This is a genomic window from Algoriphagus sp. AGSA1, assembly GCF_021390545.1.
Classification (GTDB): Bacteria; Bacteroidota; Bacteroidia; order Cytophagales; family Cyclobacteriaceae; genus Algoriphagus.
The window spans coordinates 12,543-38,911 of the sequence record NZ_JAJUWR010000008.1; the positions used below are offsets into that span (position 1 = coordinate 12,543).

Sequence of the window (26,369 nt, forward strand, 5' to 3'; positions counted from 1 at the left end):
CTCTAATGTAAAATAAAAATAAATAACAGACCTAAATACCCGCTGTACAATCTGCGCAATCGTTTTCGTGGTTTCCTGTGGTGGTTTTTGTTTTTAATTTCTTATGTTTTTTTTGTTTAATTTCTTCGTATATGTATGTGCTTAAAGTTGATGAGATAATCTATTTATATGTTTAATGGTTCTATATATATATATGAATGGTGAATTTAATTTTATTAGTTGTTAGGCCTCGTGCTAAATAAAAAAGAGCTGTACCGAGAATCGGTACAGCTCTTTTAGTATATTATTTTTTATATGGTTAAATTACTTAATACCCCGGATTTTGAGGAAAGGCACTTGCGTTTCCTTCCGCCCGGTCGATCTGGTTTTGTGGTATTGGTCTTAGGTTATGGAATTCCTGAATGCCGTCTGCTCCTTGAGGATTGTGGGCTTTTACCCGCTCTACCAATATCCCCCATCGCTTCAGATCTAGCCATCTGGTTTGCTCACCGATAAGTTCCCTTGCTCTCTCTTCAGTAATGAATTCGAATGTTAATTCAGATTCTGAAATTTCCATCTCAGCCTCTTTTCCCGGAAAAGCAGCTCTTCTTCTTACCGTATTGATATTTTCCGTAGCCAGGCCAATTTTTCCCTGACGAAACTGGGATTCAGCAAGTAGGAGATAAGTGTCTGCCAATCTCATTGCGATGTAATCCCTTCCTCCTTCAAATTGCGTACGGTCCACACGTCCCGGATCCATATGCTTTTTCATTGGAGGAAATAGACGCTCAGTATATAGCTCTGGAGTGAGTACCTGATAAGGATACTTTGCCCTTCCTGCTTCAGACATGTTGTAGCCGGGAAGCCACATAGTGGTGTCTCCTTGTTCGAATGTTACCGTTGCTTTTGATTTATCAAAGGTGGTATTGAAGGTACCAGGATTGTTGGATAGGAAATGATCCACATACGTGTTTTTATACCTAGAATCATTCACTCGGTCTGCAAAGATAGTATTCAACGTGTAATCAGTGGATTTATACCGCTTGAACGGTCTTCCGTTTTCGGTATCCCGGATCATTCCTGGCTGTACATCATACTCCATCAGGAAGAATACATGGGCATTGTTCCCTCCGCCATTCGTAAGTGGATCCCGGGTATATTGAACAGACCAGATTACTTCATCATTTATTTCATTTCCAAACGCATGAACATCACCGAAGTCTGGCAATAAAACAAGACCATAATTATCAATTACGCTTTGCAATAAGGGTTCAGCATTGGCATAATCAGATGCTTCACCGGCTTCTGAGGTGCCTTTGGTAATATACACTCTTCCCAAAAGATGCTCTGCCGCAGGACGCGTAGCCCTACCATAGTCCGATGATTGAGCTTCAGCTTCCAAGTCCGGGATTGCTTCTTGCAGATCCTTAATAATCGCGGCATATACCTCAGCTACTGAAGAACGTGTGACTTCCTTGGTCGGAAGCGCGGTTTCGGAAAGCTGCAGATCCACCGGTCCAAAAAGCTGCACCAGAAGGAAATAATGATGTGCTCTTATAAATTTGGCCTCAGCAACTCTTTGTTGAACAAGATCTTGTGAAACTCCGGTAATATTTACCGATCTGTCAATTACAGCGTTACAGGTATTAATACCTCGATAGAATTCGTCCCATACCTCACGGACATGACCGTTTTGAGAGTCAAATTGGTTGGTATAGAAGTTCATGAATTTCCATGAACCATCTGCACCGTTGGTAAAGATATCAGTTCCGAAAATCGTCAAGTTATTGCCTCGCTCTGTCCCGTACCATGCACGCATCGTGCTGTAAGCTGCATTAATACCATCGTTCAGTCCTTGAGGCGTATTTAAATAGTCATTCCCAATTTGGGACACCACATCTTCGTCTAGAAATCCATCACAAGAAGCTGCGATTGAAAGTACTAGGAGAAGGGTTGATGATTTAGCCCAGTATTTTATGTTTTTTGCTAGTTTGTTCATATTGATTAGAATTTAGCATTGATACCAAAGGTGAAAGAAGTAATAGCCGGTGACACATTGGCATTGACCGCACCCGCGGTGATTCCCTGCTCACCATCCATGAATACTTCAGGATCTATCCCCTTATGCTCTGATCTGTAGTTGGAAAAAATGAACGGTTGCTGGATACTTGAGTAAATTCTCAAACTGGTCAAGCCGATTTTCTTGGCGGCTTCGGGAGTGAAATTGTATCCGAAGTTGATATTTCTGACTTTGATAAAGGTTCCGTCGAAATATTCCATAGAGCTGGCGTATTTGGCACTTTCCTGGTTTACGTTTGGTCTAGGATAGGCATTGGTTGGATTGTTTGGAGTCCAGTAATCGATATCCAGGTTATTGTACCTACCGGCAAGCGTATTGTTACCGGTGTGGAATTGAGATCTGATCATATAACCAAATCTCCCATAGAGAAAGAAGGATAGGTCAAATCCTTTAAAGCTGAATCTATTGGTAAATCCTAAGGCAAACTTAGGGACTACTGAGCCCAAAAATTGCCTGTCCTCAGAATTGATCACCCCGTCATTGTTAAAGTCCTCGATTTTGATTTCACCGGGCACACTGCCATAGGCCTTGGCCTCATCCACTTCGTCAAGCTGCCAGATTCCGATTTTCTTCAAATCATAGAAAATAGTTAAAGGTTGGCCTATAAATCTACCTGCTGAGATATCGTCTCCGTTTGGTAGAGATATAATTTCTTCATTGTTCTTTGTGAAAACAATATCAGAAGACCAGATAAAGTCACCTTTTTCAACATTCAAGGTGCTTATGGTCAATTCCACGCCTTTGTTCCGGGTCTCTCCGATGTTGGTGGTGTAACCGCCAAATCCAATGGAATTAGGGAGAGGTTGCGGTGCAAGCAAGTCGCTGGTATTGGTGATGTAATATTCAAAGGATCCAAACACTCTGCTATTCCATAAAGCGAAATCCAATCCTATATTAAGAGTGGTGGAGGTTTCCCATCTTAAATCAGGATTGCCGATAGTTCCTGGTCTATAGCCAAATGCGGCTGAATTATCATAGGCATAGCTGGTCCTGCCTAGCAGTGCCTGGGTCTGATAAGGGTTTATCGCTTGATTACCTATAGAACCAAAAGAGGTTCTCAGCTTCAGCTGGTCGAAAACAGCAGAGTTTTGCATAAAGGGCTCAGAGTGGATATTCCAGCCTAAGGCCACGGAAGGGAAATAGGCGAATCTGTTGTTCTCCCCAAATCTAGAGCTACCATCTGCCCTTAAAGTCGCCGTTACCAACAACTTGTTTTTGAAATCATAATTCACCCTTCCCATAAATGACATCAATGACCACTCTACCAAATTAGTGTTTGCCCCGGTGATCTGGGACGCGTCTCCCAGTCGGTGGAATAGCTGTGATTCTGCAGGAATACCCAAAACAGATACTGTGGTTTGTTCATACCTGTCTTGCTGTATAGACTGCAATGCTGTGACATTCAGATTATGGATTTCATTGAAGGTTTTGGTGTAGTTCACAATGTTTTCCAAGGTATAATTGAAAGTGAATCTGTCATCTACACTGCCTGTAGCCGCCCCGCCTCTTCTGGCATTGGTCTGAGAGCCTGTGAATCTTCCATTTCTGCTGATGGTAAAGTCAGGGCCAAACACCATTCTATAGCTTAGTCCGGGAAGAATATCCCACTGTGCGAAAATACTGTTGAAGATTCTGTAGTTCTTGGTCAGGTCCATCTGGGCACCGGGTACGATTTCAGCAAATGGATTCGTCCTCAAGCCATCAGATGTAGGTAGGAAGATTAGATTTCCTTCGTCATCATATGGCTTCCCGAGGGGGTTTTCAGCCAAGGCTCCTCCGAGTGGATTGAAGTTTTCGCCATTTCGCTCACTATATGAAACCAGGGTAGAGGTTCCAAATTTGATGTTTTTGGAGATTTTGTGATCGATGTTTGCTCGAAAAGTATATCGGGTATAATCCTGATTGATGATTACCCCTTCATCTTTAAAGTAGTTGGTAGAGACGAAGAAGGTTGTTTTCTCACTGCCTCCACTTACGCCGAGCTGATAGCTCTGGATAGATCCGGTTCTCATCAGGCCCCCCGGGTAATCTGTTGATCTGCCTTGGGCGATCCCATCAAGCTCTACTGGTTCAAATATAGATTCATCAATAGCTGGAGTAGTGGGTCCTTCTGGGATCTCTCCACCTGCTCTCCTCGATTCTCTTTTGTATTCAGCAAATTCAGGTCCGTTAAACACATCAATTCTCCCCAACTCTTGGTTGATACCATAATAAGCATCTAAAGAAACAACGGTTTTGCCTACCGTACCTCTTTTGGTAGTGATCAGAACGACCCCGTTGGAGCCTCTGGATCCGTAAATAGCAGTTGCAGATGCATCCTTCAATACCTCCATGGATGTAATGTCCTGTGGGTTGATATCTTGTATGCCCCCTGCCAGCGGAATTCCATCAACTACATAAAGCGGTTCATTTGATGCATTGAATGATCTTCTGCCTCTGATCCGTACCTGAGGCGCTGACCCGGGTTTCGATCCAGGTTGTGTCACATCCACTCCGGCTGCACGTCCTTGAAGTGCCTGCCTGGCATCTGTGATTGGTAATTCCTGGATTTCCTTGTTGCCTACAGAAGATATCGCCCCGGTTAACTGGCTCTTTTTGGCAGTTCCGTAACCTACAACTACCACTTCCTCCAGATCTGATAAATCTGGTGTTAAATTGACATCAATGCTTGATTGATTTCCTACTACTATTTCAGTTGGATTATATCCTATGAAAGAAAAGACAAGGGTGCCATCGGGTGGGCTTGAGATGGTATATTTCCCATCAAGATCCGATGTAGTTCCTGTAGCACTGCCTTTTACGAGAATAGTCGCTCCAGGTAAAGGCTGTCCGGTTTCGTCATAGACCGTTCCACTGATTTGTACGTTTTGCGCATACCCACTTGAGATAGTGAGCAACGCAAAGAGTAGTACACTCAAATAAGTGTAAAGTTTTTGCTTCATAATTTTGGGTTTTTGTTAATTAAGAAAGTAAACTCTGATAATCGGTTATGACTGTAGGGAATTTAGGTACACTCATCAACACACATTATCATGCATTAAGGTATAACATATGTGGGGCTTTTTAAAAAATGTTAATCCCTATTTACGAAATCGATTGCGAAGTTGAATGGTCGTGGGGTAGTATATTTGGATTATATCACCTATAATCGGTGTGTATGGCTGTTTTTTTTAATTGCAGTCGGTTTGCAGAAGGCCTTTATATAAAGGATGGTTTAGCCTTATCCTTTTTTCAAAACCACACTTTGTTGGGTGGTCAATCACTAATCTTTTTTATACTTTTTTTTAATTATAAAAATATCTTGCGATACCATGGCTTCTTTGTATCATCAAAAGTATATGGAGTGGAGTAAAAGTGGAAAAGGCCAGCGTTCGCTGACCTTTTTATCAAGGATAATTAAATTGTGATATAACATTTTTTAAAGGAAGGGTGGGGGAGTTTGGCTACTACCATCATTCCTTGTATCCATATTGGGTTTTAATGTTGATTTTGGGAAGTTAGTTTAGCTGCTTGATCTTTATATTCCTAAAACTCACCTCATCGCCATGATCCTGCAGGAGTATATGTCCTCTCTCAGCTTCTCCGAAATTCTCCCACTTTTCATACTTACTGATAGCTACCAGGTCACGGTACTCTTGAGAGCCTCTTTCATATTCCACTACTTTTACCCCATTCAGGTAGTGGGCCACCTTGTTATCGGGAGTCACGACTACTCTTCCTTTGTTCCATTCTCCTATAGGCTTTATAAACCTGCCGTTTTTATCAGCTTTAATAAGGTCATAAAGAGAAGCTAGGGTACGGTTTCCGTCCCTTCCCATTTTGGCATCCGGATGTTTTTCATCGTCCAGGATCTGGTATTCCAAGCCTATGGCAGATCCCTTGTTGCCTTCAGAAAGTGTGACGAAATACTTTACGCCGGAATTGGCACCTTCGCTCAGCCTGAATTCGAAAGCCAGGTCAAAAGCTGAAAACTGCTCTTCGGTCACGATATCCCCGGCATTGGCAGATTCCCTACCATCGGATGCGGCTATAGTCAGGATGCCATCTGTGACGGACCATCCTGATTCCGGAAATGTCTCCTTATAGGCTCCTTTCCACCCATCCGAATCCTGACCGTTGAAAAGTAATTTCCATCCCTTGCTTTTTTCATATTCTGTCAAGGTGTTCAAGCTATTGTTGACTACAAACACATCTTTGTTAAATGCTTTTGGTTCAAGGTTTTCAGTTTGGATCCGTACATTTTTAAACATGGTCTTTCTGCCTGCATTTTCTGGATTTTGGATGCTATGAACCTGTAAGCCGATGAACCCGGACTTATCCATATCATCCACAATATACGCTACTTCCTGCCCATTGATCCAGGTTTTGATTTCATTGCCTATGGCCTCTATCCTGTAATGATTGAATTCTCCCATTTTGAAGGCGGATTTTGCCTCGGGATTCAGGTCCAGGGGATATAGCCATCCTCTTCTTGCCTCATCATATACTCCGCCAGACCAAGCTCTTTCTGAAGGATCTGCTTCAATCTGGTAACCATACACCAAGCCTTTCCCATCTCTGGCTGCCGGATCAAACTGTCCTCTGGCCATCACTCCTGAATTGCTGGAAAGGTGTTCGATCTTCAGATCAAGCTCCAGGATAAAATCCTCGTAGGTTTCCTCCGTAATCAAAAAAGTGTTGGGAGATCCGGCCACGGCTACTCCTTCGATAGTTCCATCTACTACGTCAAAGGTGGCGGTTCCGGCTACTGCCTTCCATCCGCTAAGATCTTTACCATTAAACAGATCAGTCCAGCCATCATCCGCTTTTTGTTCGCCTGCACAGCTTGCCAGCGCAAAAGAAGTGATCAATGCCGCAAGTACGTTTCGGGTGTATTTCATAAAATTGAGGTGTTGTTTATCAATATAAAATTCAAGATTTAGGGGCATTGTGCCAAGAAGTATCCTTTATAAGTTACGCAATCGTTTGCGACTAATCTTTGGAAAAATGACCAATCACAACCTCTGAGAGATGAGCGGACAAGAATCCGGCGATCTTTCTTACTTTTGCGCATGCTTGATTTTAATCTCAAAGGAAAAGTTTTTGTTACTTGTAAGGACCGCTCGGTCTCATACTTGGAAAAGGAGGTCCGTGAACTTGGTTTCGTACCTGAATCTGTCTCCAGGACAGGCATAGAATTACGGGCAACCATGGAAGAGTGCATGGATCTAAACCTATACCTGCGCACGGCTTCCCAGGTACTGTATGAGATCAAATCTTTTTATCTGCGAAATGCAGATGATATCTACCGTAGATTCAAAGCCATTCCTTGGGAAGAGTACCTGGATGTGGACGGTTATTTCTCAGTGAATTCCGTGGCGGAGAATGAAAGCATCACGACTCCCTTGATCGTCAATGTAAAAGCCAAAGACGCCATTGTAGATCGATTTAGGGAACTGAGGGGCAGGAGACCTGATTCCGGATCGGATTTCAATGGCCTGGTCTTTCAGGTTTATTGGAAAGAAACCCAATGCTCGGTATATATCAACACCTCTGGGGATACACTGGCCAAGCACGGCTACCGAAAAATACCTGGAAAAGCCCCGATGATGGAAGCTTTGGCCGCGGCGACGATCTATGCTACCGAATGGAATACCCGAGTCCCTTTTATCAATCCCATGTGCGGATCGGGTACTTTGGCTATAGAAGCGGCACTGATGGCGACCAAGCGATATCCGGGATTGTACCGGGATGTTTATTCCTTCCAGCATATTTTAGGATATGATGAGGAGGCTTTTTTGGCTAAAAAGAGAAAGTTGGAAAGCAAAATCATGGAGCTTCCGGACTTGAAGATCATAGCCTCTGATATTTCCTTGCAGGCGATATCCTTTGCCCAGGAAAATGCAATAACCGCCGGAGTGGATCACATGATTGAGTTTCAGGTATGCGACTTTGCCGAAACAGAAATTCCAGAACGGCCACGGGGTGTTATCATGTTCAATCCCGAATATGGGGAAAGGCTAGGGGAGAATGAAGAACTCGAACTCACTTACAAGAGAATGGGGGATTTTCTGAAGCAGAAATGCGCTGGATACCGGGGCTATATTTTCACAGGAAATTTGGAATTGGCAAAAAAGATCGGACTGAAAGCTAACCGGCGGATAGAATTCTGGAATGGGACAATTGATTGCCGGTTGCTGAAGTATGAGCTTTATGAGGGGAAAAAAGAGGAATAGGTGACCGAGCGGTAGTTTTCCCGCTGATTTTCGCTGATAATTATACGCAGACTAGGGCAGATTTAAAATTAGATCGGCGGGAATCAGCGATTTTTTTTGCGTAAATCAGCGGGAAAACTAACTTTTACTGATGTTCATCTCTCAATAGATCATTCACTGTTTTGACGGGATTGAAAGTGATCAACGGCACCTCTACAAAAATCGTGTTCCAGCCTGCCATGGCTCCATTCCATAGTCCGGGCAATTCGAGAGCTTTAAGATCTTTGCCGCTTTTTGACTTTTCGGTGATAAAGCCGGTCATCATATCCCTGAATTCCAGCAGGTCAAAAGACTCTCCTTTATAGTTACGGGTGGCACAGACCAAGTCCACAGGATTGAAGTGGGTAGATGCATTGAAATGTTTTTTGGAAGCAGGATCGTTCAGATCAATCTGGGCCGTTTCCAAAATCTGGAGTGATTGGAATCCATCCTCTTCCTTTACCCAGAAAGGCCCTCCTCCAGGTTCTCCGGTGTTTTTCACCATCCCACAGATACGCATAGGTCTGTTAAGCTTCATTTTAAGAAATGCCGATTTCGCCTCTGAGGACAAAGATGGGAAATCCGCAGGTAATTTAGCCCCCAAATCCTCCGTGAATACCTTTTCCGCATGGTTTATAGATTCTACATCCGCCTGTTTGTCCAGGGTATGTAAGGCCTCAAACACCTTTTGCTGTACCTCCAAAAGCATTCCACCAATTGCCATTTTATAGTTTTTAGTCTCTGCTTTCAGTCGATCCGGTACCACATTGTCCACATTTTTGATAAAAATAAGATCGGCGGATACCTCATTCAGATTTTCCAACAAAGCTCCATGGCCTGCGGGGCGGAAGAGTATGCTCCCGTCATCTTCTGTAAACGGGGTGTTATCCATATTCACCGCAATGGTATCGGTGGACTTTTTCTGCTGGGAATAACTGATGTCAAAGTCAACGCCATGCTCTTGCTCTATTTCAGGCAGAATTTGTTCGATTTCTTGTTTGAATTTTTCTATATGTTCTGGAGAAACCGTAAAGTGGATTTTCACCAAGGATCCTTTGCCGATGGCATATTGTACACCTTCGATCAAGTGCTCGTATGCGGGGGTTCTGCGCCCGTCTTTATAACGGTGGAATTTAAGCAGGCCTTTTGGCAAATTGCCATAGCCAAGTCCCTCATCAAGAAGCAGAGCGGCCAGGATGCTTTTGTAGTCTTTGATGTCGAGCGCATGGCTGATGCTGCTGCCCTGCTTTTGTAATACCTGATCAAGGTCTTCATAGAAAGCAAACTTTTCTATGTTGTTCATGAATTTCTGCACAAAAGCGGAGTTGCTGAGGTCACCATCTCCTTCCAGAAACGCAAAAAGATCCTTAAACATTCTGGATGCCGCGCCACTTGCCGGGACGAACTTCACTACTTCTATCTGGGAAGCATTTTTAGGATAGGTTTTTCGATAATGCATCAAGTCCTTTTCGTTGAGTACTTTAATGCCGTCACCCACAGTGGCAGGAGCTGTAATGTCCAGAAAAGGAAAACCATTCTCGAAATGCTGTATCTGCTGAGCTACCGTTTCAGGGTTCATGCCCTGTTTTAAAATCTGCTGTTTTAAATGATTTTCCATAAGGTCAATTGTTAAAGTAAAAGTTCAAGATAATAGGCTTTGTGACTTTCCTCAAGCCTATACAGGTATTTTTTCCCAGAATAGTGAAGGGAAGTAAACCATTGGATGGGAGTACAATCTTCGGTCCAGTTGGAAAGGTTTAAAGTTCTCTGGCTTCTGTTTTTCAAAGGACAATCCTTGGATCAAGGTAATTGCTTGAGCAGGAACCTTATTTTTTGACCAACTTTCTTTTGTGATAAAATCCACTGCCCATCCTCGGTCACCTGCAGAATTCGAGGATATCCTCCTGTAACCTGGGCATCTCTCATCAATATGATCAGTTTCCCCCCAGAGGTTAGCTGCACCGTGCCCGGAAAAACAGGGGCTGTAGCCATTTCTCGGATAGAGTTGGGCACTGGTTCATTTAATTGAATAGCCATTCTGTTTTTGAGGTTTGAAAGGGTGAAATAGACGGATTCCACCAGCATTTGGGATTTCTTATCCATTTGCACCCATTCGGGACCGGGAAAGGCTTCTATTACTACCTCTTCTGCCCAATGGAGATTCCATTTAGCCTTGGAAGCTGTACTTTCCGGTGCGAGAGGAAAGGAAAGGTAGGGGATTTGAGCTGCTTTTTTTGCATAAACTGAGGTTGTGATTCCCTGATACCAACTTCTAGACCCCATGATTTCTTTACTTTGAATGCCTTGTTTGATGCCTAAATAGATCACAGCCCCTTGGTGAAATTCGCCTACTTCCAATAGGTCACCTCTATGTATAGCCTGGATGCCGTAGCAGGAAATCTCCTGTCTATTCAACAGTACCTTGGCTTCCGCACCGGCAAGGCAAATGATAGTGGGGGAGCCAAAGCTAACCTTTAATCCGGGATTGCAGATTTCCAGGGCAGCATCAGAGGGATTGTTTTTCAAAAGATGATTTACCCAGAGTAATGCCCTCCTGTCCAGGGCGCCGGATAGGGGGACCCCATATTGGGCAAAACCCTTTCTCCCCAGATCCTGAACTGAGGTGCCGGGGGCTGTTTGTAGGATTGTCAGATATCCGATAGAATCCCTCATGCTATGAATCCAAGGATTTTTGGTTGCATTTCCATCCGCTCAAATTCCCGCTCTGAAATAGGGATGAACTTTACTCTTTCTCCGATTGAAGCAAGGACAGGTATTTTCTTGGCCGGATCAAAAATCGATAAAGGCGTCTGGCCGATCAAATGCCAGCCTCCCGGACTAGAAGTGGGGTAAATTCCTGTTTGGGCTCCGCCGATAGCGACGGAGCCGGCCGGAACTACCCGGTCAGGAACACTTTTTCTCGGGGTGTTTAGATTTTCATTAAGTCCGTTCAAATACATGAACCCTGGTAAAAAACCGAAGAAATGTATGCGATAAAGCATTTGGGAATGCATGAATATCAGTTCTTCCCGAGAGATGTTTTTGTGCAGGGCCAAGGTGTCGAGATCACGTCCTGTTGATGGGGAATAGCATACCGGGATGCTCCAGATTCTTTCCGGTAGTTTCCCGCAGAACCCTTCCTCTCTTATGGACATGACCCAGCGATTGATCACAGCTGCTTCCAGAGGTTTTGAAAGTACCATGGCCAAGGTTTTATACCCCAACCTCAGTTCTTCTACCCAATTGTTAAATTCATGTTCGATCAATTCTTTGAAACCCAGCTGCTGCTTAAGGAGATTGTCCGAAATGTCAGCGTCCCACATGAATTCATACAGCAAAGGGGTGATTCGCCTTACTTGGGGCTTCACGACCAGAATTTTTTTCGGATGAGCGGCAAAAAGTCAGCGATTCCGGGATTGTCACCATGAAAACATATGGTGTCGGCTTTTACGGGGAGCAATTTTCCTGAATCACTCTGGAGAAATCCTTTACCGAGTATTGTCTCTAAATGGGGTGTAATATCGGTCTCGGTCACCATATGGGAACCGAATACCGATCTGGGCACCAGCCGGTAAGTGTCGAGATATCTTCTGTCTCCGAATACTTCTACACGTTGCTTTAGACCTTTTTGAATGATATACTTCTCAAGTGCGGAATGAGGAGGGGCGAATATAGGAGTATTGTGAAAATAGGTGGCCATAAAATCTGTCAGACTGTCTGCCAGGTCTGGATTTGCTACAGCATCGTTATAGAGTGCCCCATGGAATTTGATATGGTCCATGGGGAGCTCTGCTTTTTCAGCAAGCTGCTCGAATTTGAGAATCTGTATTAAAATTGACTTTTTCAAATCCTTGTCCTGGATTTTCATTGTTTTTCTCCCAAAATTTTTTGGATCTGGATAGGAGGGGTGCGCACCTACATTTTTCTTATAGTATATAGCCAGAGCCAATGATTGACTGATGGACTCTTCATCCCCATAATGGCCTCCGCAGGCTATGCTGGCCGTATCTATGTAAGGAAAGACGAGCCTTTCGTCTGCTATCCCTTCGCCTAAGTCGCAGTTGATTTCCGGAAGTTTACTCATGGTATTGAAGATCAATAATCCTGCTTAAACCCACAAGTAAAAACAGTTCTAATCCCAGATTTGCTGTCTAAAATGTAGTCGATTGACATTTCCTGAACTTTTTGATAATTTCGGAATTCATCAACTAACACTATATAACTATGGGAAAAGGAGACATGAAGACCAAACGAGGCAAAGTGAACAGAGGTACTTTTGGGGTCCGTCGGCCAAAACGGAAAATAAACAAGAAGGCTCTCACCGAGAGCTTGGATCCTAAAAAATCAAACACTCTTGACAACCCCGGCGGATAACCGGGGATTTTTATAAGCCTTTATAGGTTATTGTAATACTTGATCAGCTCATTGAGTTGTTTATAGTCCAGTTTTCCCTTGACCAGCTTGAGATGATGGATGATAGCCAATGCTTTTTTCATCCTGCTTTCCGGATTTTTCACTTTGGTCACCGTATATACCATCATCCGTTGTTTTCCTGGGGTCAATGACTGGAAGTACCTGGCCCCTTCTTCGTCCTGATCCATCAGTACCTGTAATTCTTCCGGCATTTCATGTCCATATTCGCTGTGGTCACGGTCTATTTTGACGGTAAAAGGAGTTTTTTCGTCTAAATTGAAACGGGATCTAAGGGATTGATTGACTAGGACATACCAGTATTCCTTAGCTTTCATCAGTGCCATATGGAATGGCCCTTCCCCTTTGATCCACACCAAGACCCGACGGTGTTTCTCATCCATCATCTGGGAAGAGATATCGTCAGCTACAGGAATATGGTATTGCCAATGATTAAACTCGAAAACCTCCAGTTTTCCATTGAATTCTATCATAACACTGATTGTATAGTCATATCTATTCGGGAACAAATTAGCTTTTCCAAGCAAAATACCTAAATAGCGCTAGCTTGAAAATCACGGTATTGGGATTTTCCGGTGCATGGATAGAGGTCTCTTATCATCAAAAGCCTACTCTTGCTCAAAACCGCCCGCATAAGAAATAGACCAATCAAAATGACGGTTTTTGATTTATTGCCTGCGTTTTTCAGCATGCCCCAGATAAAGACGCAGATCCACACAGATTACAAGAAAAGAAAGTTTTTCTTTCATTTCCATAAGTGAAAAGCCAGTTCATGAATGTTTTAGGTCAGTCAGGAAGATTGAATATGATCAGGAAGGTAGTTCCTTTGCCTACTTCGCTTTTCACTCGGATGGAACCTCCGTGGCTTAATATGATATTCTGCGTATTGGTTAGTCCCAGGCCGGATCCTGTGGGCTTGCTGGTGAAAAACGGTTCAAAGAGCCGTTCCAGGTTTTCCTTAGGGATCCCCTCTCCATTGTCCTTAATCTCAATTCTACACTGATTTCCTTTGACACTGGTTCTAAGGAGTAGTTTGCCTGATTTTTCCGGCATCGCCTCAATTGCATTTACGATAAGGTTAATCAATGCGATTTTCACCTTTTCTCCATCTACTTTTATATCACAGATATCAGTCTGAAATTGTTTTTGTACACTTATGCCCTTTAATTCTATTCTATCCTTGGCATGCTCCAGGGCATCATCGAGCAAGGTGTTTATGGAGTGGCTTTTCGAATCCAGCTCAGTAAATCTGGTGCTGTCCAAAAGCTGGGTAACCAAGTGGTTGATCCTGTCACAATTTCTCCGGATCACATCAATCAAGTCACCGCTTTCAGCGATGACTGATTCCGGAAGCTCCATATTGAGTTGGTCTGCGGAAAGAAGTATGGTAGTGAGTGGGTTTTTCACCTCATGTGCCAGAAGCCTGGCGATTCTTCCCGTTGAAGAGAACTTCTTTAGGTTCAGTTCCTCTTCTTCTTTGGCCTTGATAGCACTTAGATCTTTGATCAACACTTGAAAAATGTTGATGTCTTGCTTTACTATACTTATCAGACTGTTGATGGAATGCCCGTTTTCAATGGTCAAAAGTGCCTCCATGTCATAGAGCTCCTGACTATCGAAGAACAATCCTTCGAATTCCCGGCGGGAAGATTCTTCCGGTAGTAAATCCTTAAAATAGAAGCTATTGCCGGATGTAGGGTCGTATGCCTTTTTTCCGAATTTTTTGAGAAAGGCCGGGTTTGCTTCCAAAATCTCCCCTTCACCACTCATTAGAAGAAATGGATCACTCGCCATTTCGAATATTGATCGGAACTTCCTTGCGGCATCGGCCAGAGACTCCATCAAATGTGAATCCCGGATGGCGTATCTGAGTATTCTGTCCAGGGAATTCGCATCAAACTCCCCTTTGACCAGATAATCTGAGGCCCCGAGTGTAAGTGCTTCCCTATCGATATCCGAGGTGGCCATTCCCGTAAGCATGATTACGGGAGCATGTTTTCTGACCGATTTGATTTCCCTGATCAGCTCCAGACCGGTGTCCTTTCCCAAACGATAATCTACCAGATATACATCAAAGTTTTGATTTATTTTGGTAATTGCTTCTTCGAGACTGGTAGCTCCTTCTAGTTCATAGGTGGTATCAGCGATTTTTTTTAGAAGAGTGGAAACCAGAAAGAAATCATCCGGGTCATCATCTACATATAAAATCCTTATTTTTTCTTCAGTTATCATACTTGGTTTTACGCTGGCAAAAGGACTGTTTTTGACCAGTAGTTTTCTATTTCCTCAGCTATTCGTACCAGTTCCTCAAAAGAACCAGGCTTGGTGATAAAACTGCTTGATCCCATCTTGTAGGTGATTTTTATATCATCAGCACTGTTGGAAGTGGTGAAGATGATCACAGGAATGGATTTCAGATCTTCACAACTTTTTATTTCGGCCAGAGCTGTCCTGCCATCTTTTCGGGGCATGTTGAGATCAAGCAGGATAATGTCAGGTTTAGGGTGTTTTGCCAAATCATCATAAGGGGCTGTGTGCCTCAGATATTTCAGTAAAGCTTCTCCGTCCTCTACGCAAGTGATTTTCTCTTTGGGCAAAGTTCTCTCGAAGGCTTTAAGGATTAATAGTTTATCGTCTTCATCGTCTTCTGCGACTAGGATTTGGATTGGTTTCTCGAAGGACATATGCATATAGTCTTTGCCAAAGAATGGTTAAAATTGTCCTGAAAAGATAAGCACGATTTTAGGAATAAAATACTGGTCTTAAAATTACCGACAAACTGAGTTTATGTATTTACAACAGGCAATAGTATATGGAATATAGTTCCCTCACCCAATATGCTTTCTGCAAAAATGATTCCACCGTTTTTCTCTATAATCTTCCTGGTGATAGAAAGTCCTATTCCCGTGCCTTCAAATTCGTGTTTTCCATGTAGTCTCTGAAAGATCGAGAATATCCTGTCAGCGTGCTCTTTTTCAAAACCTATGCCGTTGTCAATCACCTTGATTAAATGGTAACTTAGACGCTCGTCCAGTGTCGGGAATTTCCTGATCAAGGATGGATCTGCTTTCTGAGAAGAGATCGTGATTTCCGGAGCTTTGTCTTTTTTAGCAAATTTCAGTGAATTTGATATCAGGTTTTGGAACACCTGACGGTACTCTGTATCCGACCCCTTCACTTTGGGTAGTTTCCCGAGTGTTATTTTTGCTGACTTCTCCTGGATTGCCACTTCAAAATCATCAAGCATGTCTCTGATGACTTCAGTAAGTTTTACCTCTTTTGTTTTTTCTAAATCTTTTCGTCCCGCTCTGCTGTAATCCAGAAGATCTGTTATTAATCTTCTCATCCTTACGGCGGCAGCGGTAATACGGTTGAGATATAGGTCACCGTCCCCGCCCAAGGCATCATTGTATTGTTCTTTCAGTAAATCAGAAAATGAGGTGATTTTGCGCAATGGCTCCTGAAGGTCGTGAGATGCAACATAGGCAAATTGCTCCAGTTCCTTGTTTGTATTGTCCAATAACTTTATCTGGTCTCTGAGTTTTTCCTGATAAAGCACAATTTCTTCGTTGGCAGTAATTTGGGCTCTGTTGTATTGATAGATGGAGAAAAATGTCAGCAAGCCAATGGTAATGGAGAAAACTGATATAAGTCCTACTATCAACGGCAAGGCATTTATGTTATTGATCAAACTCTGGTTTTTTTCTCTAAAAAGGTCGTTTTCAACTTTGTTTATGCGGAGAACCACCTCTTTTATCATTTTATAGCCGATCAGTGCATCAGAGGTCTTGGTAGAGTCTAAAAAACCGTCCAAACTGCCATGTTCCTTCATAAAGGCTATAGTTTTCTCGAACGACCTCACCCGGGAATTGATAAGTCCACGCAATTCCTCCACATTGTTTTGCTGTAGCCCATCATCCACGGTCAATGCCTGCAATTGGTTCAGCAGCAGTTCTGCATTGACATCGGACTGGTTATAATGACTTAGAAATTCTTCGTCTCCTGTCAGTATATATCCCCTGACATTACTTTCTCTTTCCAAGATGCTTGAGTACAGTTCATTGGTACGTTGAAGGACTTTGGAGGTGTGCATCACCCCTTCTGTGTAGAATGCTATACGACCAGCAGTCCAGTAGGAAATTCCGCTGCCTATGATTATTAGGATAAGCGTCACTATGGAGTAGATTTTGACGTGACGGAGCGAGGGGTTTTGGTTTTTTTTCATTTAATTTTCCCTGATCTGGGGAATTTTTTACCCGTAAAGCTTTGGTGTGATGACTAAGTTTAGATACAAAGGTAGGCTTAATTGTCTGATTAGGGCAATTAAGGGCATTTTCTCCCATCCGGAATATTTGGGGCACGCAGGTTGGTCTTAGAGACATAAATTAATCACACAACCTAAATATCGAAACTATGAGTTCTTTATTGTATTTCATCGCAGTAATTCTCCTGATCGGCTGGTTAATAGGGGTTTTTGCCTATAGTGCCACAGGTTTGATACATGTTTTACTAGTATTGGCGATAATCGCCGTGCTGTTCAGATTGATTTCTGGCCGGCCTGTCTAGTCGTGAAGGATAATCCATAAAGTAATGAAAGGTGAAATTAAGCCTATATCTAAATTGCTTTTTGTTTTTTTGTATCAAAACTTTACTTAATAATCTGAGTTTTAACACTAAATAAATCACAATGAACAAATCAACAATCAATAAGACACTTTGGTTTAGCGGACTTGTCACCGGAGCTTTGCTTGGTGCTTACCTTTATAAGAATAAAGACGAATTTGGTCCTCAGAAGGAAAAACTCAACAGCCTCTTGGGTGATTTCCAGTCCGTTTTGCTGGATTTGAAAACCAAGCTGTTAGAAGCTAAAACGGAAGGTTTGGAAGCTACCAAATCCGCACTTCAGGCAGCGAAAGACAAGGCAGAAAAAGTGAAATGAAATAGGTTTAGAATTGGGAAAAGGTGTGGCCTTTAGCTACACCTTTTCTTTGGTCTTGTCCACTCAGGGCTACCCCATTTACACAATTAATTTACTTCAGGTTTTCAAGTGAAGATGAATATGAGATGAAGAATAAAGTGATTTTAGTAATAGATGATGAACCGGAAATCAGAGCTCTTTTATCTAGGTTTTTAGATAGAAGAGGGTTTTCAGTAATCACAGCGGGTACGCTCAAAGAGGGCAGAAGACTGTTTGAACAAAGAAAACCTGAATTGGTATTCTTGGATATAAATTTGCCCGATGGAAGTGGGTTGAGTGAATTGAAACATATCAACTCCGGCAAATTACAGTTCAAGGTAATCATGATGAGTGCCTTTGATCATAACGAAGTAAAAACGGAAGCTATCCGATATGGAGCATTGGACTTCCTAAGTAAACCATTTAACGTGGCTCGGCTGGACTCGGTGGTCCAAAGCCAGCTGATTAACACCCCCAACACCAAATAAACAATGGCTAAGATTCTCGTAATTGACGACAATATAGATATATGTCAACTTTTAGAGCGATTTCTCACCAAGAAGGGCTACGATGTGGAAACGACTATCTCAGGAAAGAATGGACTCGAATTGGTCAAGAAAACCTTTTTTGATCTGATTTTCTGCGATTTCAAATTGAGAGATATGGAAGGTAGAGATGTCCTGATGAAAGTCAGGGAAATGTCTCCAGGAACCCAGGTCGCTATAATTACAGGTTATGCGGATGTGAAGATAGCTGTGGAAGTGATAAAAAATGGAGCCTTCGATTATGTGACCAAGCCATTGATCCCAGATGAGATCATAAATCTGATCGAACGAGCCCTGGCTGCATCTGTAGCCAGTAAGTCTAATACGCAGACGTTTTCTAAAGCTACCCAACTTAAAAAGGAATCAGAATCCGATTCCCAGAAATCCAACTCTAAGTATCTCAAAGGTACCGGGGCTGAATCAAAAAAACTGTACAAGGAGGTAGCACTGGTAGCACCTACCAACCTAAGTGTGGTTATATATGGGGAGAGTGGCGCAGGGAAGGAAAACATAGCCAGGACGATCCATGATCAAAGTGAGCGTGCGGGCAAGCCTTTTATTGCAGTGGACTGCGGTGCAATGACCAAGGAGCTTGCGGGGAGTGAGCTATGGGGGCACGAAAAGGGGTCTTTTACCGGGGCCGTGGGTGAGAAGCCGGGACAGTTCGAACTGGCTGATGGGGGAACAATATTTTTGGATGAAATCACTAATCTCACCTATGAAACCCAGGTAGGGTTATTGAGACTGGTGCAAGAAAGAAAGTTAAGGAGAATCGGGGGAACAAAGGATAAATCCATAGACGTAAGGATCATAGTAGCATCCAATGAAGACTTGAGAAAAGCGGTATCCGCGGGAAAATTCCGAGAGGATTTGTATTTCAGGTTCAATGAATTTAGTATAACTGTACCTCCATTACGCCATAGAAAAGCCGATATCGAGGCCTTTGCTTACCACTTCTTGGAACTTTCCAATCAAGAGTTGAACAAAAAAGTTTTTGGGTTTGACGAGCAGGTTATGGATGTGCTTAAGGAGTATCCTTGGCCAGGAAACCTGCGTGAAATGTTGAACGTGATACGTCGTGCGACTCTACTGACAGATGGGGGTAAAATGTCTGTTTCTGCCTTACCGCCAGAAATTGTTTATTCCAAAAAATTCAATTTTTCGGATTCTGAAGGTAACAGGACAGATGAAAAAAGCAGCAAAATCCCACTTAACCTAAAAGACGCCGCCGCTGTAGCAGAAGCGGAGGTATTGAAGAAGGTGCTGGAAGAGGTAAAGTACAACAGAACACAAGCGGCAAAACAGTTAGGGATAGACAGAAAGACACTCTTCAATAAGATGAAGCAGTATGATCTGTAAGAAAAGTTGCCCACCCTGCCCGGACTTGGTCCGGGTTTTTTTTTGATGATTCCTCCCGGATTATGCATGAGTCTCTGTGACGAGAGCTAAAAATACAGGGAATCCGTTGGTTTTGGAGTACCTTGAGCGCGGAATAGGAAGCCTAATGCATATTTGGGTTATATCTGGAATAGGAACCGACTGGCTTTATAGATGATTGCTTGTGATTGTAAACGCCTATGAACCGTACAGCTTATTGTGGGCGTGTTTTCAGCGTTTTGGGGAAGTTTTTGCATGTTATTGATGCCCTGAGTTGGTTTGGGGATTGATCAATAGAGATAATATTTGTTTTCCAAGCGTCAGAACAAAATTCTATTGCATAAGCTCCAAATAATGGTAAGCGTTCCTTTGGTGTGCCCTATCATGGCATAGGACTTGGGGATTTGATATGTAATTTGAATCAAATAAACCATACTAATATGACTACTGCAAAAGCAACACTCGCCAATCATTTAAAACTCGACAACAAAGCGATGAAAAATGTCTCGGACAAGCTAAATGACTTGTTGTCGGATTATCATATATTTTATCAAAATGTAAGAGGATTTCATTGGAATGTGAAGGGGGAGAACTTTTTTGACCTACACGAGAAGTTCGAAGAATTATATTCTAGGGTTTATGAAAATATAGATGAGTTGGCAGAAAGGATTGTTACCATAGGTTTCAAGCCCCTTCATGCTTATTCTGATTATCTGAAGAACACCATTCATAAAGAAATCACAGATGTAAGCAATGGAGAGGAATGTGTAAAGCATGTCATTGATGGCTTAGGAATATTGGCCCAGTCCCATAGGAAAGCAGCTAAAGTGGCAGAAGAGGCCGAAGATATCGCCACAGCCGACCTGTTGACACAATTTGTAGGGGATATAGAGAAAAGAATGTGGATGTTCACGATGTTCTCTAAATAAGCCTTGCTGAAAAGCAGTTCGCATGAAAAATAGTTAAATCACTCAAAATGATAGCTTACTGGTGTTTTAGAACATGCCCTAAATAATCTATCGTATTTTATACATGAAAGGCCATGGCGAAAGCTGTGGCTTCTTTTTAAGTCTAAAATTGTTCCCTCAGATTTCTCAGATAAGGATGCGGATCAGTGTAGATTACACGAAAAGGAAGTCTTGCTTTCATTTCAGTGTGTTAAATCCCAGTTCATTAATTTTTTTGGGAGAGGGAAATGGATGTTTTATTGGTGAGAGCAGCTTATAGAATCTACTTTGCAAACAAGGAGTATGCGATTACCCGATGGTAGAAAATTGGTAAGAGTTGCCGCTAGTTTATTTAATTATTCAGTTCTTCTGTGGAGTGGTTTTTTTAAGGGTGCAATCCGGTAGTCCAAAAAGAAGGTCTTTAATAATAATGGGAAAGCGGCAGATTTCTCTGCCGCTTCAAAAAATAGTTTAAAAAGGGCTATGGATTATAGTCTTACTAAGATAATGATTTGATACAAAATTCATGACATTTTGAACTTCTTTTATCGCATCTGAGCCTTCATGAATCTGATATTCCAAGTGTATGGTTGTGGGGAACTGATGGTTGTCAGAGTTAAAATCAGTATATACATTCACTTTTATTGGGGAAATTTTACACTTGTGCTATTTTCAAAGCTGGCTGGCAAGAAAGTCGTTTAGTCATAGAAATTCAGGACATGTATAGCAAAAAGATGGGAATTGAAGAAAGAATAAAAAGAGGGGATTTTATGAGTGAGGTACAGTTTCTAACTTCTAGAAGTGGGGGTGCTGGAGGACAGCATGTGAATAAAGTGGAGAGCAAAGTCCAGCTGAAGTTTGATATACCAAATTCCCGGCAACTGACAGAGGATGAAAAAGCCCTCCTGATGGAGAAATTAAAGACTAAGACTGATCAGCATGGAATAGTTCAGCTCCAGTCTCAGGAAAAGCGTTCACAGATCCAAAATAAAGAACTTGTGATCCGGAAATTCGAGGATATGCTTCGCAGGGCTTTTCACAAAAAACGGATCAGGAAAGCCACAAAACCTGGAAAGGGAGCAGTGGAAAAGCGGCTCAAGGCAAAAAAGAACCAAGCTGAGAAGAAGGCCAACAGGAGTTGGAAGGAATGAGTTTCCGGTAAACTGTTTACTCGCGGCCATCCATCAGGGTATTATTGGTTAAGCCCTTAATATTCTTTAATGAGAAGGGTATGATTCTTAGTAGAGTCGGGCTCATGGATTTTCATAAGGTAATTACCACTTGGCTTTATGATCCGCATAGAATATTTCGGTTCCGGATTGGTGATAATTTCCAGGTTATCCTGATTTTTGAAGAGATTGGTTTCTCCGGGATTTAGATCTGGAAATTGATCCAGGCTGTCATATTTTTTGAAGTACACCGTGTCATTCCCGAATCCCTTGAAGGGTATATCCAGAAAACCACGATTGTTTTGAGGCTGCTCGAAATTGAATTTCCCATTTTTCAGTTCACTGTAGCCGGGACTGGTGTTTTGGGAAAACGCCATTAGACTCGTCCCAAGGATTGCAAAGGAGAATAGGATTGATTTTTTCATTGCTATGTGTGATAGAGGAAAAGGTGACTTTCATTGGTTGGATAAACTTCAAAGCAAGTTACGGGAAAGTTTATTTATAAGTTTGTGGCCACTTGATTTTTAAGTTTTTCTAACTAGGAGTTCATCTTTTGAGACAAGTCTTTCAATGCATCATCCAATTCATCACCTGAAGATTTGAGATGATTGATCAGTTCTTCTATTTCCGAAGGCTCCAAATCAACGTTCTGGATCAACTCTATGATACCTAATATTCTGGCTAACGGTGCCCTGACCAGGTGAGATTGATCTGAAGAGAGTTCTTGAAGCTGTTTGTTCTTGGCTTTCAGGGATTTCATATATTCCTCTTGCTCAGTAATATTTTGAAATGCAGCCAGATAACCTTTTTTGATGCCTTTTTTATCTTTCAGCGCAATGCCATAGACTTTTATTATGATTGGGTTTCCCTGCTTGTCCTGCAAGTGCTTTTTGAGGATAAATCCTCCTCCTGTGTTTTTGTTTCGAATGTTGTATAAAATTTGTTGGTCTTTTTTGAGATACTTTGTTGGGGTCAGGTCTATGACATTTTTGCCTATGATCTCAGTGTCCGAAAATCCGGTTATCTGCAAGATGTTTGAGCTTACATAGATGAAATTACCCTCCACATCCACTTTAAAAATCCCAAGGTTGGGGTTAGTGAACAGCAGCTCCAACTCCTGTTTTCCGCCATTTACTTGGTCATAGAGTTTTTTGATCAGATAGTAAAGCAAAAGCCCTGAAAACAGTACATAGAGGCAGCCCTTTAGTATCTGAAACCGGGACATTTCCCTGATATCATCGCTTAAAACAGTAACGAGCAGAAGATCGCTGAAAAATATCCAGACGAAACCTAACATTAAGTAGATGAGTGTAATGAACCAAGGTTGGTTATAAACTTTCGAATTAGATTTTTGCATAAGAATTATAACAATCTATCCTGAAAAAAAGTAGTGCAGTAAGCTATGATGATACAAGATAGGTTTTTCTCTCTAAATCCGTATTTTATTGAATGTCAGGTAAATATTAATCGGTAAAAATCTCATGATGGGTGGATTTGAATTCATATTTAAAGGGGCGCTACCCGGTTTTTACTGCTTTTTATGACAGTTATCTTCCAAAGCCAGATAAGGAAGACAAGTTTATGAAAATGCTTTACTTTAAGTGAGCTACCCAACAGAAAACAATTGCCTATAATGTTGGTTAAATTAAGAACTACGCAAAGAATAGCGTTATATAAACAAAATTTGTTAATGAAAGATCAGAAAATATACATTATTGGAGCTGGTTTGGCTGGCTTGGTAGCAGCTTTAGAACTTGAAAAGGCAGGTTTTTCTCCAGTGATTTTAGAAGGGACTGATGGCATAGGTGGGAGGATGAAGACCGATGAGGTAGATGGTTTTCTTCTGGATCATGGTTTTCAGGTGTTACTCACTGCCTATCCTGAAGTGAAGCGATACCTCAATCTGGCTGAGTTAAATTTAAAATATTTTGAGCCGGGGGCTGTGATTTTTGGTGAGGGTAATACATTTGTAATCTCCGACCCACTTCGAAATCCCCTCAAAGTGGTAAGTATGGCCTTTTCCCAGGTAGGTAGTTTTTTGGATAAGGTCAAGATGTTTAACCTGACTCAAATGCTGAAGCATAAATCCATAGAAAGCATTTTCAATGACCCTTCCATTACTACTGAGCAATACCTAAGGGATTATGGATTTACTGAGCAGATCATCAGCAATTTCTTCAAACCTTTTTTCCGTGGGATATTCTTGGAGAAGGAGCTGAATACCTCTTCCAGGATGTTTGAATTTGTCTTCAAAATGTTTTCTCAGGGACTGGGAGCTGTGCCAGAAAGAGGAATGATTGAAGTTCCGAATATACTCCGTAGAAAATTGAAAAACACCCAGATTGCCTTCAATGCAAGCGTGAAAGAAGTACGTGGACAGGAAATTATTATGGAAAGTGGCGAGTCTCTGCTAGCTGACCGTATCATCATAGCTACCCAGCCGGACAAAATAATGAAGCAGGTAGAGGGTCAATTCGAGCCATCTAAATCAGTGATTACGCTTTATTTTTCCCTTCAGAAATCATTTATGGTTCGGCCCATGCTGGGTTTGGTTCCTGGTGAAAATCATCTGATTAATAACTTCGTGTTTATGACAGATGTCTCATCAGCCTATACCTCCAATGGAAGAGCGTTACTTTCCGTTTCTATTTTGAATACTGGACTGATGGAGAAAGATCTTATAAAAGTGGTACAAGCTGAACTGGAATCGCTTACTGGAATCAATGCGGAATTCTTCAAATTCCTGAAGTCTTATTTTATACACTACGCTATACCTGCTGTGGGAGATATGAAGGACTCTATTCCATTTACGGAGTGCCAGATCGCTGAGAATGTATATCTGGCAGGCGACTATCTGCTCAATGGATCCATCAATGCCGCGATGACTTCTGGACGAATCGCTGCTGAAGCAGTTGTTCATAGTTTCGCACCCACCTACTGAAAATCCGAACAGGAGGTAGAAATAAAGTCAGATGCTTTCTGTAAATGTTTTTTGTATTCTGCGCCTGAGATTTTACGTTAACTTTGCCCTATGCAAACTATACCTCCCTGCCCAGCGTGTAATTCGCCCTATGGCTATGAAATGGATGAAAAACTGATCTGTCCGGAATGCAGTTTTGAGTGGAAGTACGAAGATGTTAAAGATGAAGTAGAAGAAGGACTGATCGTAAAAGACGCCAATGGTACTGTGCTGGCAGACGGTGACGCTGTGACCATAGTAAAGGATCTTCCGGTAAAAGGAGCTCCCAAACCAATCAAGGCAGGAACAAAAGTGAAAAGTATCAGATTAACGGAGGGCGATCATAATATCGACTGCAAGATTGAGGGATTTGGGTCAATGGCGCTTAAGAGTGAGTTTGTGAAAAAGGCATGAGGATGGTGGGGTTGTGGCCTTTCCCGCGGATTTACGCTGATAACTATGCTGATTAAAGCAGGTTAGATTATAGTTTTTCCTCTTAGCTTTTCAGTCATAGTAAATGGCGAAAAGCGATTGGCAGGACAGTATGATCAAAAGGCCTCTATCGTTGCTTCTGGAGCTACATAATTATAGAGTACTTTTCCGGAGTCTTTTGATCATAGGATTGAAGAGTAAAATTAATACGCAGGATGCAACTACAATAGAAGTTGCATCCTGCGCTTACTGGTCACTGTAAACTTTTGTGGACTGTCGACTTTGGACTGTAAACTGAGCACTGTAACCTGATCACTGCTTACTTGCCATCGGTGTTTCATCCACTTTTACATCTCCTGATACGTATTGCAAGGCGTCCAGGAAGTAGGCAAGGACTGCTGGATTTTCAAAGCTCTGTGCGTTGTGGGAAGTGGAAATATACATCGCTCTTCCTTTACCGTCTTTTCTGATCCAAGAGACATACGTCTTGCCGGAGGTTTTTTCCTGGCCTTTTCTTTGCCCTTCGATCTCGGCATTGTTGAAGTAGGTCAAAGGATGAAAATCCAACTCGTCGTAGGCGTTTTTGTAGAAATAAGGCTCGTCCACATGATTGAATCCTTCTGCTGGAAGTGACTTGGTCAATGGATGATTAGGATCCTCAATTCGTACCTGGAAAGCCTGCTGTTTCGTATGATAATCAAAACTTCCGCCGATCAGTTTGGAGAATTCCATGGAATTGTTCAGCATGGTATTTCCTCCATGCACGACGAGAATTCCACCACCTTTTTTGACGTATTGTATGATGTTGTTTTCCAGTTCGCCGGCTTTTTTCCAAACGGCTACACTATCCATAGATGCGTCTTCGCTGAATACATCTACAAAGAGATTTCTATAGTCACCCTTCGCATTGGTGTTGTTGAATACCACTGCGTCGAATTCTTTCAACTTCTCTTTTTCCATCATAGCGATGTCAGTGCTGCCTGTCACTTCAAAAGCGCCACTTTTCTCACCGAGGATTTCGATCATGGCTTGGGTATGGGGATTGACCCAGTGCCAGAAGCCCGTGTGCAATGAAAACACAAGGATTTTCTTTTTCTTTTTAAACGGGAAATTGGCCTTCTCAGGAGCCATATCCTTGATTTTGTCCTTCCAAGCTTGATCCAAAGGGATTTCTTGCGGGTTCTGTGCAAAGGCAAAACTGACACTGGCTAGGAAAACGATTCCGTAGATAATAATCTTCTTCATGGGGTAATTGGATGA

At 42.3% G+C, this 26,369-nt stretch carries 24 protein-coding genes; 10 read left to right on the plus strand and 14 right to left on the minus strand.

The annotated features are described in order from the left end of the window. Nucleotides 1-307: 307 nt before the first annotated feature. The 3 genes from LZF95_RS07530 to LZF95_RS07540 all read right to left on the minus strand — a co-directional run bounded on the left by LZF95_RS07530 (nucleotide 308) and on the right by LZF95_RS07540 (nucleotide 6,939). Nucleotides 308-1,978 carry a RagB/SusD family nutrient uptake outer membrane protein gene (locus LZF95_RS07530; RefSeq protein ID WP_233754368.1) on the minus strand — a complete coding sequence of 557 codons (1,671 nt, stop codon included), beginning with the start codon at nucleotides 1,976-1,978 and terminating at the stop codon, nucleotides 308-310. Between the two features lie 5 nt (nucleotides 1,979-1,983). Further along, nucleotides 1,984-5,001 (minus strand): TonB-dependent receptor, encoded by a 3,018-nt coding sequence (locus LZF95_RS07535; protein ID WP_233754369.1) that lies wholly within the window; start codon nucleotides 4,999-5,001, stop codon nucleotides 1,984-1,986. Between the two features lie 555 nt (nucleotides 5,002-5,556). Beyond that, entirely contained in the window at nucleotides 5,557-6,939 is a 1,383-nt protein-coding gene (locus tag LZF95_RS07540) for a DUF1080 domain-containing protein (RefSeq protein WP_233754370.1), read from the minus strand. A 171-nt stretch (nucleotides 6,940-7,110) separates the two neighbouring features. On the opposite strand from LZF95_RS07540, the gene LZF95_RS07545 reads away from it, so the two are divergent. Then, nucleotides 7,111-8,274, plus strand: a complete 1,164-nt coding sequence (locus tag LZF95_RS07545) for a class I SAM-dependent RNA methyltransferase (RefSeq protein WP_233754371.1) — start codon at nucleotides 7,111-7,113, stop codon at nucleotides 8,272-8,274. Between the two features lie 124 nt (nucleotides 8,275-8,398). Here LZF95_RS07545 and LZF95_RS07550 read toward each other — a convergent pair whose 3' ends face one another. From LZF95_RS07550 to LZF95_RS07565, 4 genes are all read right to left on the minus strand, one after another. Beyond that, nucleotides 8,399-9,910, minus strand: coding sequence for a DUF4301 family protein (locus LZF95_RS07550; RefSeq protein ID WP_233754372.1), 1,512 nt, complete (start codon nucleotides 9,908-9,910; stop codon nucleotides 8,399-8,401). Between the two features lie 182 nt (nucleotides 9,911-10,092). Then, on the minus strand, nucleotides 10,093-10,965 hold the full coding sequence (locus tag LZF95_RS07555) for a biotin-dependent carboxyltransferase family protein (RefSeq protein WP_233754373.1): 873 nt from the start codon (nucleotides 10,963-10,965) through the stop codon (nucleotides 10,093-10,095). Further along, on the minus strand, nucleotides 10,962-11,660 hold the full coding sequence (gene pxpB, locus LZF95_RS07560; protein ID WP_233754374.1) for a 5-oxoprolinase subunit PxpB: 699 nt from the start codon (nucleotides 11,658-11,660) through the stop codon (nucleotides 10,962-10,964). The genes LZF95_RS07555 and pxpB overlap by 4 nt, the downstream gene beginning before the upstream one ends. Continuing rightward, nucleotides 11,657-12,376, minus strand: a complete 720-nt coding sequence (locus LZF95_RS07565; RefSeq protein WP_233754375.1) for a LamB/YcsF family protein — start codon at nucleotides 12,374-12,376, stop codon at nucleotides 11,657-11,659. Before LZF95_RS07565 ends, pxpB begins: the two co-directional genes overlap by 4 nt. A gap of 140 nt (nucleotides 12,377-12,516) precedes the next feature. Here LZF95_RS07565 and LZF95_RS07570 point away from each other — a divergent pair, with 140 nt between their 5' ends. After that, nucleotides 12,517-12,666: a 30S ribosomal protein THX gene (locus LZF95_RS07570; protein ID WP_262912226.1), complete on the plus strand. Its 150-nt coding sequence runs from the start codon at nucleotides 12,517-12,519 to the stop codon at nucleotides 12,664-12,666. 20 nt (nucleotides 12,667-12,686) lie between these two features. Here LZF95_RS07570 and LZF95_RS07575 read toward each other — a convergent pair whose 3' ends face one another. The 4 genes from LZF95_RS07575 to LZF95_RS07590 all read right to left on the minus strand — a co-directional run bounded on the left by LZF95_RS07575 (nucleotide 12,687) and on the right by LZF95_RS07590 (nucleotide 16,948). Next, nucleotides 12,687-13,196, minus strand: coding sequence for a YdeI/OmpD-associated family protein (locus LZF95_RS07575; protein WP_233754376.1), 510 nt, complete (start codon nucleotides 13,194-13,196; stop codon nucleotides 12,687-12,689). 313 nt (nucleotides 13,197-13,509) lie between these two features. Further along, a complete protein-coding gene (locus tag LZF95_RS07580) occupies nucleotides 13,510-14,955 on the minus strand; it encodes a hybrid sensor histidine kinase/response regulator (RefSeq protein WP_233754377.1) in 1,446 nt (481 codons plus the stop codon). Between the two features lie 8 nt (nucleotides 14,956-14,963). Continuing rightward, nucleotides 14,964-15,407 carry a response regulator gene (locus LZF95_RS07585; RefSeq protein ID WP_233754378.1) on the minus strand — a complete coding sequence of 148 codons (444 nt, stop codon included), beginning with the start codon at nucleotides 15,405-15,407 and terminating at the stop codon, nucleotides 14,964-14,966. 101 nt (nucleotides 15,408-15,508) lie between these two features. Further along, the gene (locus tag LZF95_RS07590; protein WP_233754379.1) at nucleotides 15,509-16,948 is read right to left on the minus strand and encodes a CHASE3 domain-containing protein; all 1,440 of its coding nucleotides are present in this window, start codon (nucleotides 16,946-16,948) and stop codon (nucleotides 15,509-15,511) included. 188 nt (nucleotides 16,949-17,136) lie between these two features. Between LZF95_RS07590 and LZF95_RS07595 the strand changes: the two genes are divergently transcribed. The 6 genes from LZF95_RS07595 to arfB all read left to right on the plus strand — a co-directional run bounded on the left by LZF95_RS07595 (nucleotide 17,137) and on the right by arfB (nucleotide 21,700). Next, nucleotides 17,137-17,289, plus strand: a complete 153-nt coding sequence (locus LZF95_RS07595) for a lmo0937 family membrane protein (protein ID WP_233754380.1) — start codon at nucleotides 17,137-17,139, stop codon at nucleotides 17,287-17,289. A 121-nt stretch (nucleotides 17,290-17,410) separates the two neighbouring features. Continuing rightward, a complete protein-coding gene (locus LZF95_RS07600; RefSeq protein WP_233754381.1) occupies nucleotides 17,411-17,662 on the plus strand; it encodes a hypothetical protein in 252 nt (83 codons plus the stop codon). A gap of 125 nt (nucleotides 17,663-17,787) precedes the next feature. Next, nucleotides 17,788-18,168: a response regulator gene (locus tag LZF95_RS07605; protein ID WP_233754382.1), complete on the plus strand. Its 381-nt coding sequence runs from the start codon at nucleotides 17,788-17,790 to the stop codon at nucleotides 18,166-18,168. A gap of 3 nt (nucleotides 18,169-18,171) precedes the next feature. After that, nucleotides 18,172-19,584, plus strand: a complete 1,413-nt coding sequence (locus tag LZF95_RS07610) for a sigma-54 dependent transcriptional regulator (protein ID WP_233754383.1) — start codon at nucleotides 18,172-18,174, stop codon at nucleotides 19,582-19,584. Nucleotides 19,585-20,042: 458 nt separating this feature from the next. After that, on the plus strand, nucleotides 20,043-20,531 hold the full coding sequence (locus tag LZF95_RS07615) for a Dps family protein (protein ID WP_233754384.1): 489 nt from the start codon (nucleotides 20,043-20,045) through the stop codon (nucleotides 20,529-20,531). A gap of 737 nt (nucleotides 20,532-21,268) precedes the next feature. Beyond that, on the plus strand, nucleotides 21,269-21,700 hold the full coding sequence (gene arfB / locus LZF95_RS07620) for an alternative ribosome rescue aminoacyl-tRNA hydrolase ArfB (protein ID WP_233754385.1): 432 nt from the start codon (nucleotides 21,269-21,271) through the stop codon (nucleotides 21,698-21,700). A 56-nt stretch (nucleotides 21,701-21,756) separates the two neighbouring features. Here arfB and LZF95_RS07625 read toward each other — a convergent pair whose 3' ends face one another. Both LZF95_RS07625 and LZF95_RS07630 read right to left on the minus strand, forming a co-directional pair. Continuing rightward, nucleotides 21,757-22,143 (minus strand): hypothetical protein, encoded by a 387-nt coding sequence (locus tag LZF95_RS07625; RefSeq protein WP_233754386.1) that lies wholly within the window; start codon nucleotides 22,141-22,143, stop codon nucleotides 21,757-21,759. A gap of 113 nt (nucleotides 22,144-22,256) precedes the next feature. Then, nucleotides 22,257-23,015: a PAS domain S-box protein gene (locus LZF95_RS07630; RefSeq protein ID WP_233754387.1), complete on the minus strand. Its 759-nt coding sequence runs from the start codon at nucleotides 23,013-23,015 to the stop codon at nucleotides 22,257-22,259. Between the two features lie 393 nt (nucleotides 23,016-23,408). On the opposite strand from LZF95_RS07630, the gene LZF95_RS07635 reads away from it, so the two are divergent. Together LZF95_RS07635 and LZF95_RS07640 are read left to right on the plus strand one after the other, a co-directional pair. Continuing rightward, a complete protein-coding gene (locus LZF95_RS07635; RefSeq protein ID WP_233754388.1) occupies nucleotides 23,409-24,659 on the plus strand; it encodes an NAD(P)/FAD-dependent oxidoreductase in 1,251 nt (416 codons plus the stop codon). Nucleotides 24,660-24,749: 90 nt separating this feature from the next. Continuing rightward, complete coding sequence (locus LZF95_RS07640) at nucleotides 24,750-25,091, plus strand: zinc ribbon domain-containing protein YjdM (RefSeq protein ID WP_233754389.1); 342 nt, start codon at nucleotides 24,750-24,752, stop codon at nucleotides 25,089-25,091. A gap of 330 nt (nucleotides 25,092-25,421) precedes the next feature. Here the strand turns inward: LZF95_RS07640 and LZF95_RS07645 are convergent, their stop codons facing one another. After that, on the minus strand, nucleotides 25,422-26,354 hold the full coding sequence (locus tag LZF95_RS07645) for a ThuA domain-containing protein (protein WP_233754390.1): 933 nt from the start codon (nucleotides 26,352-26,354) through the stop codon (nucleotides 25,422-25,424). Nucleotides 26,355-26,369: the final 15 nt, after the last annotated feature.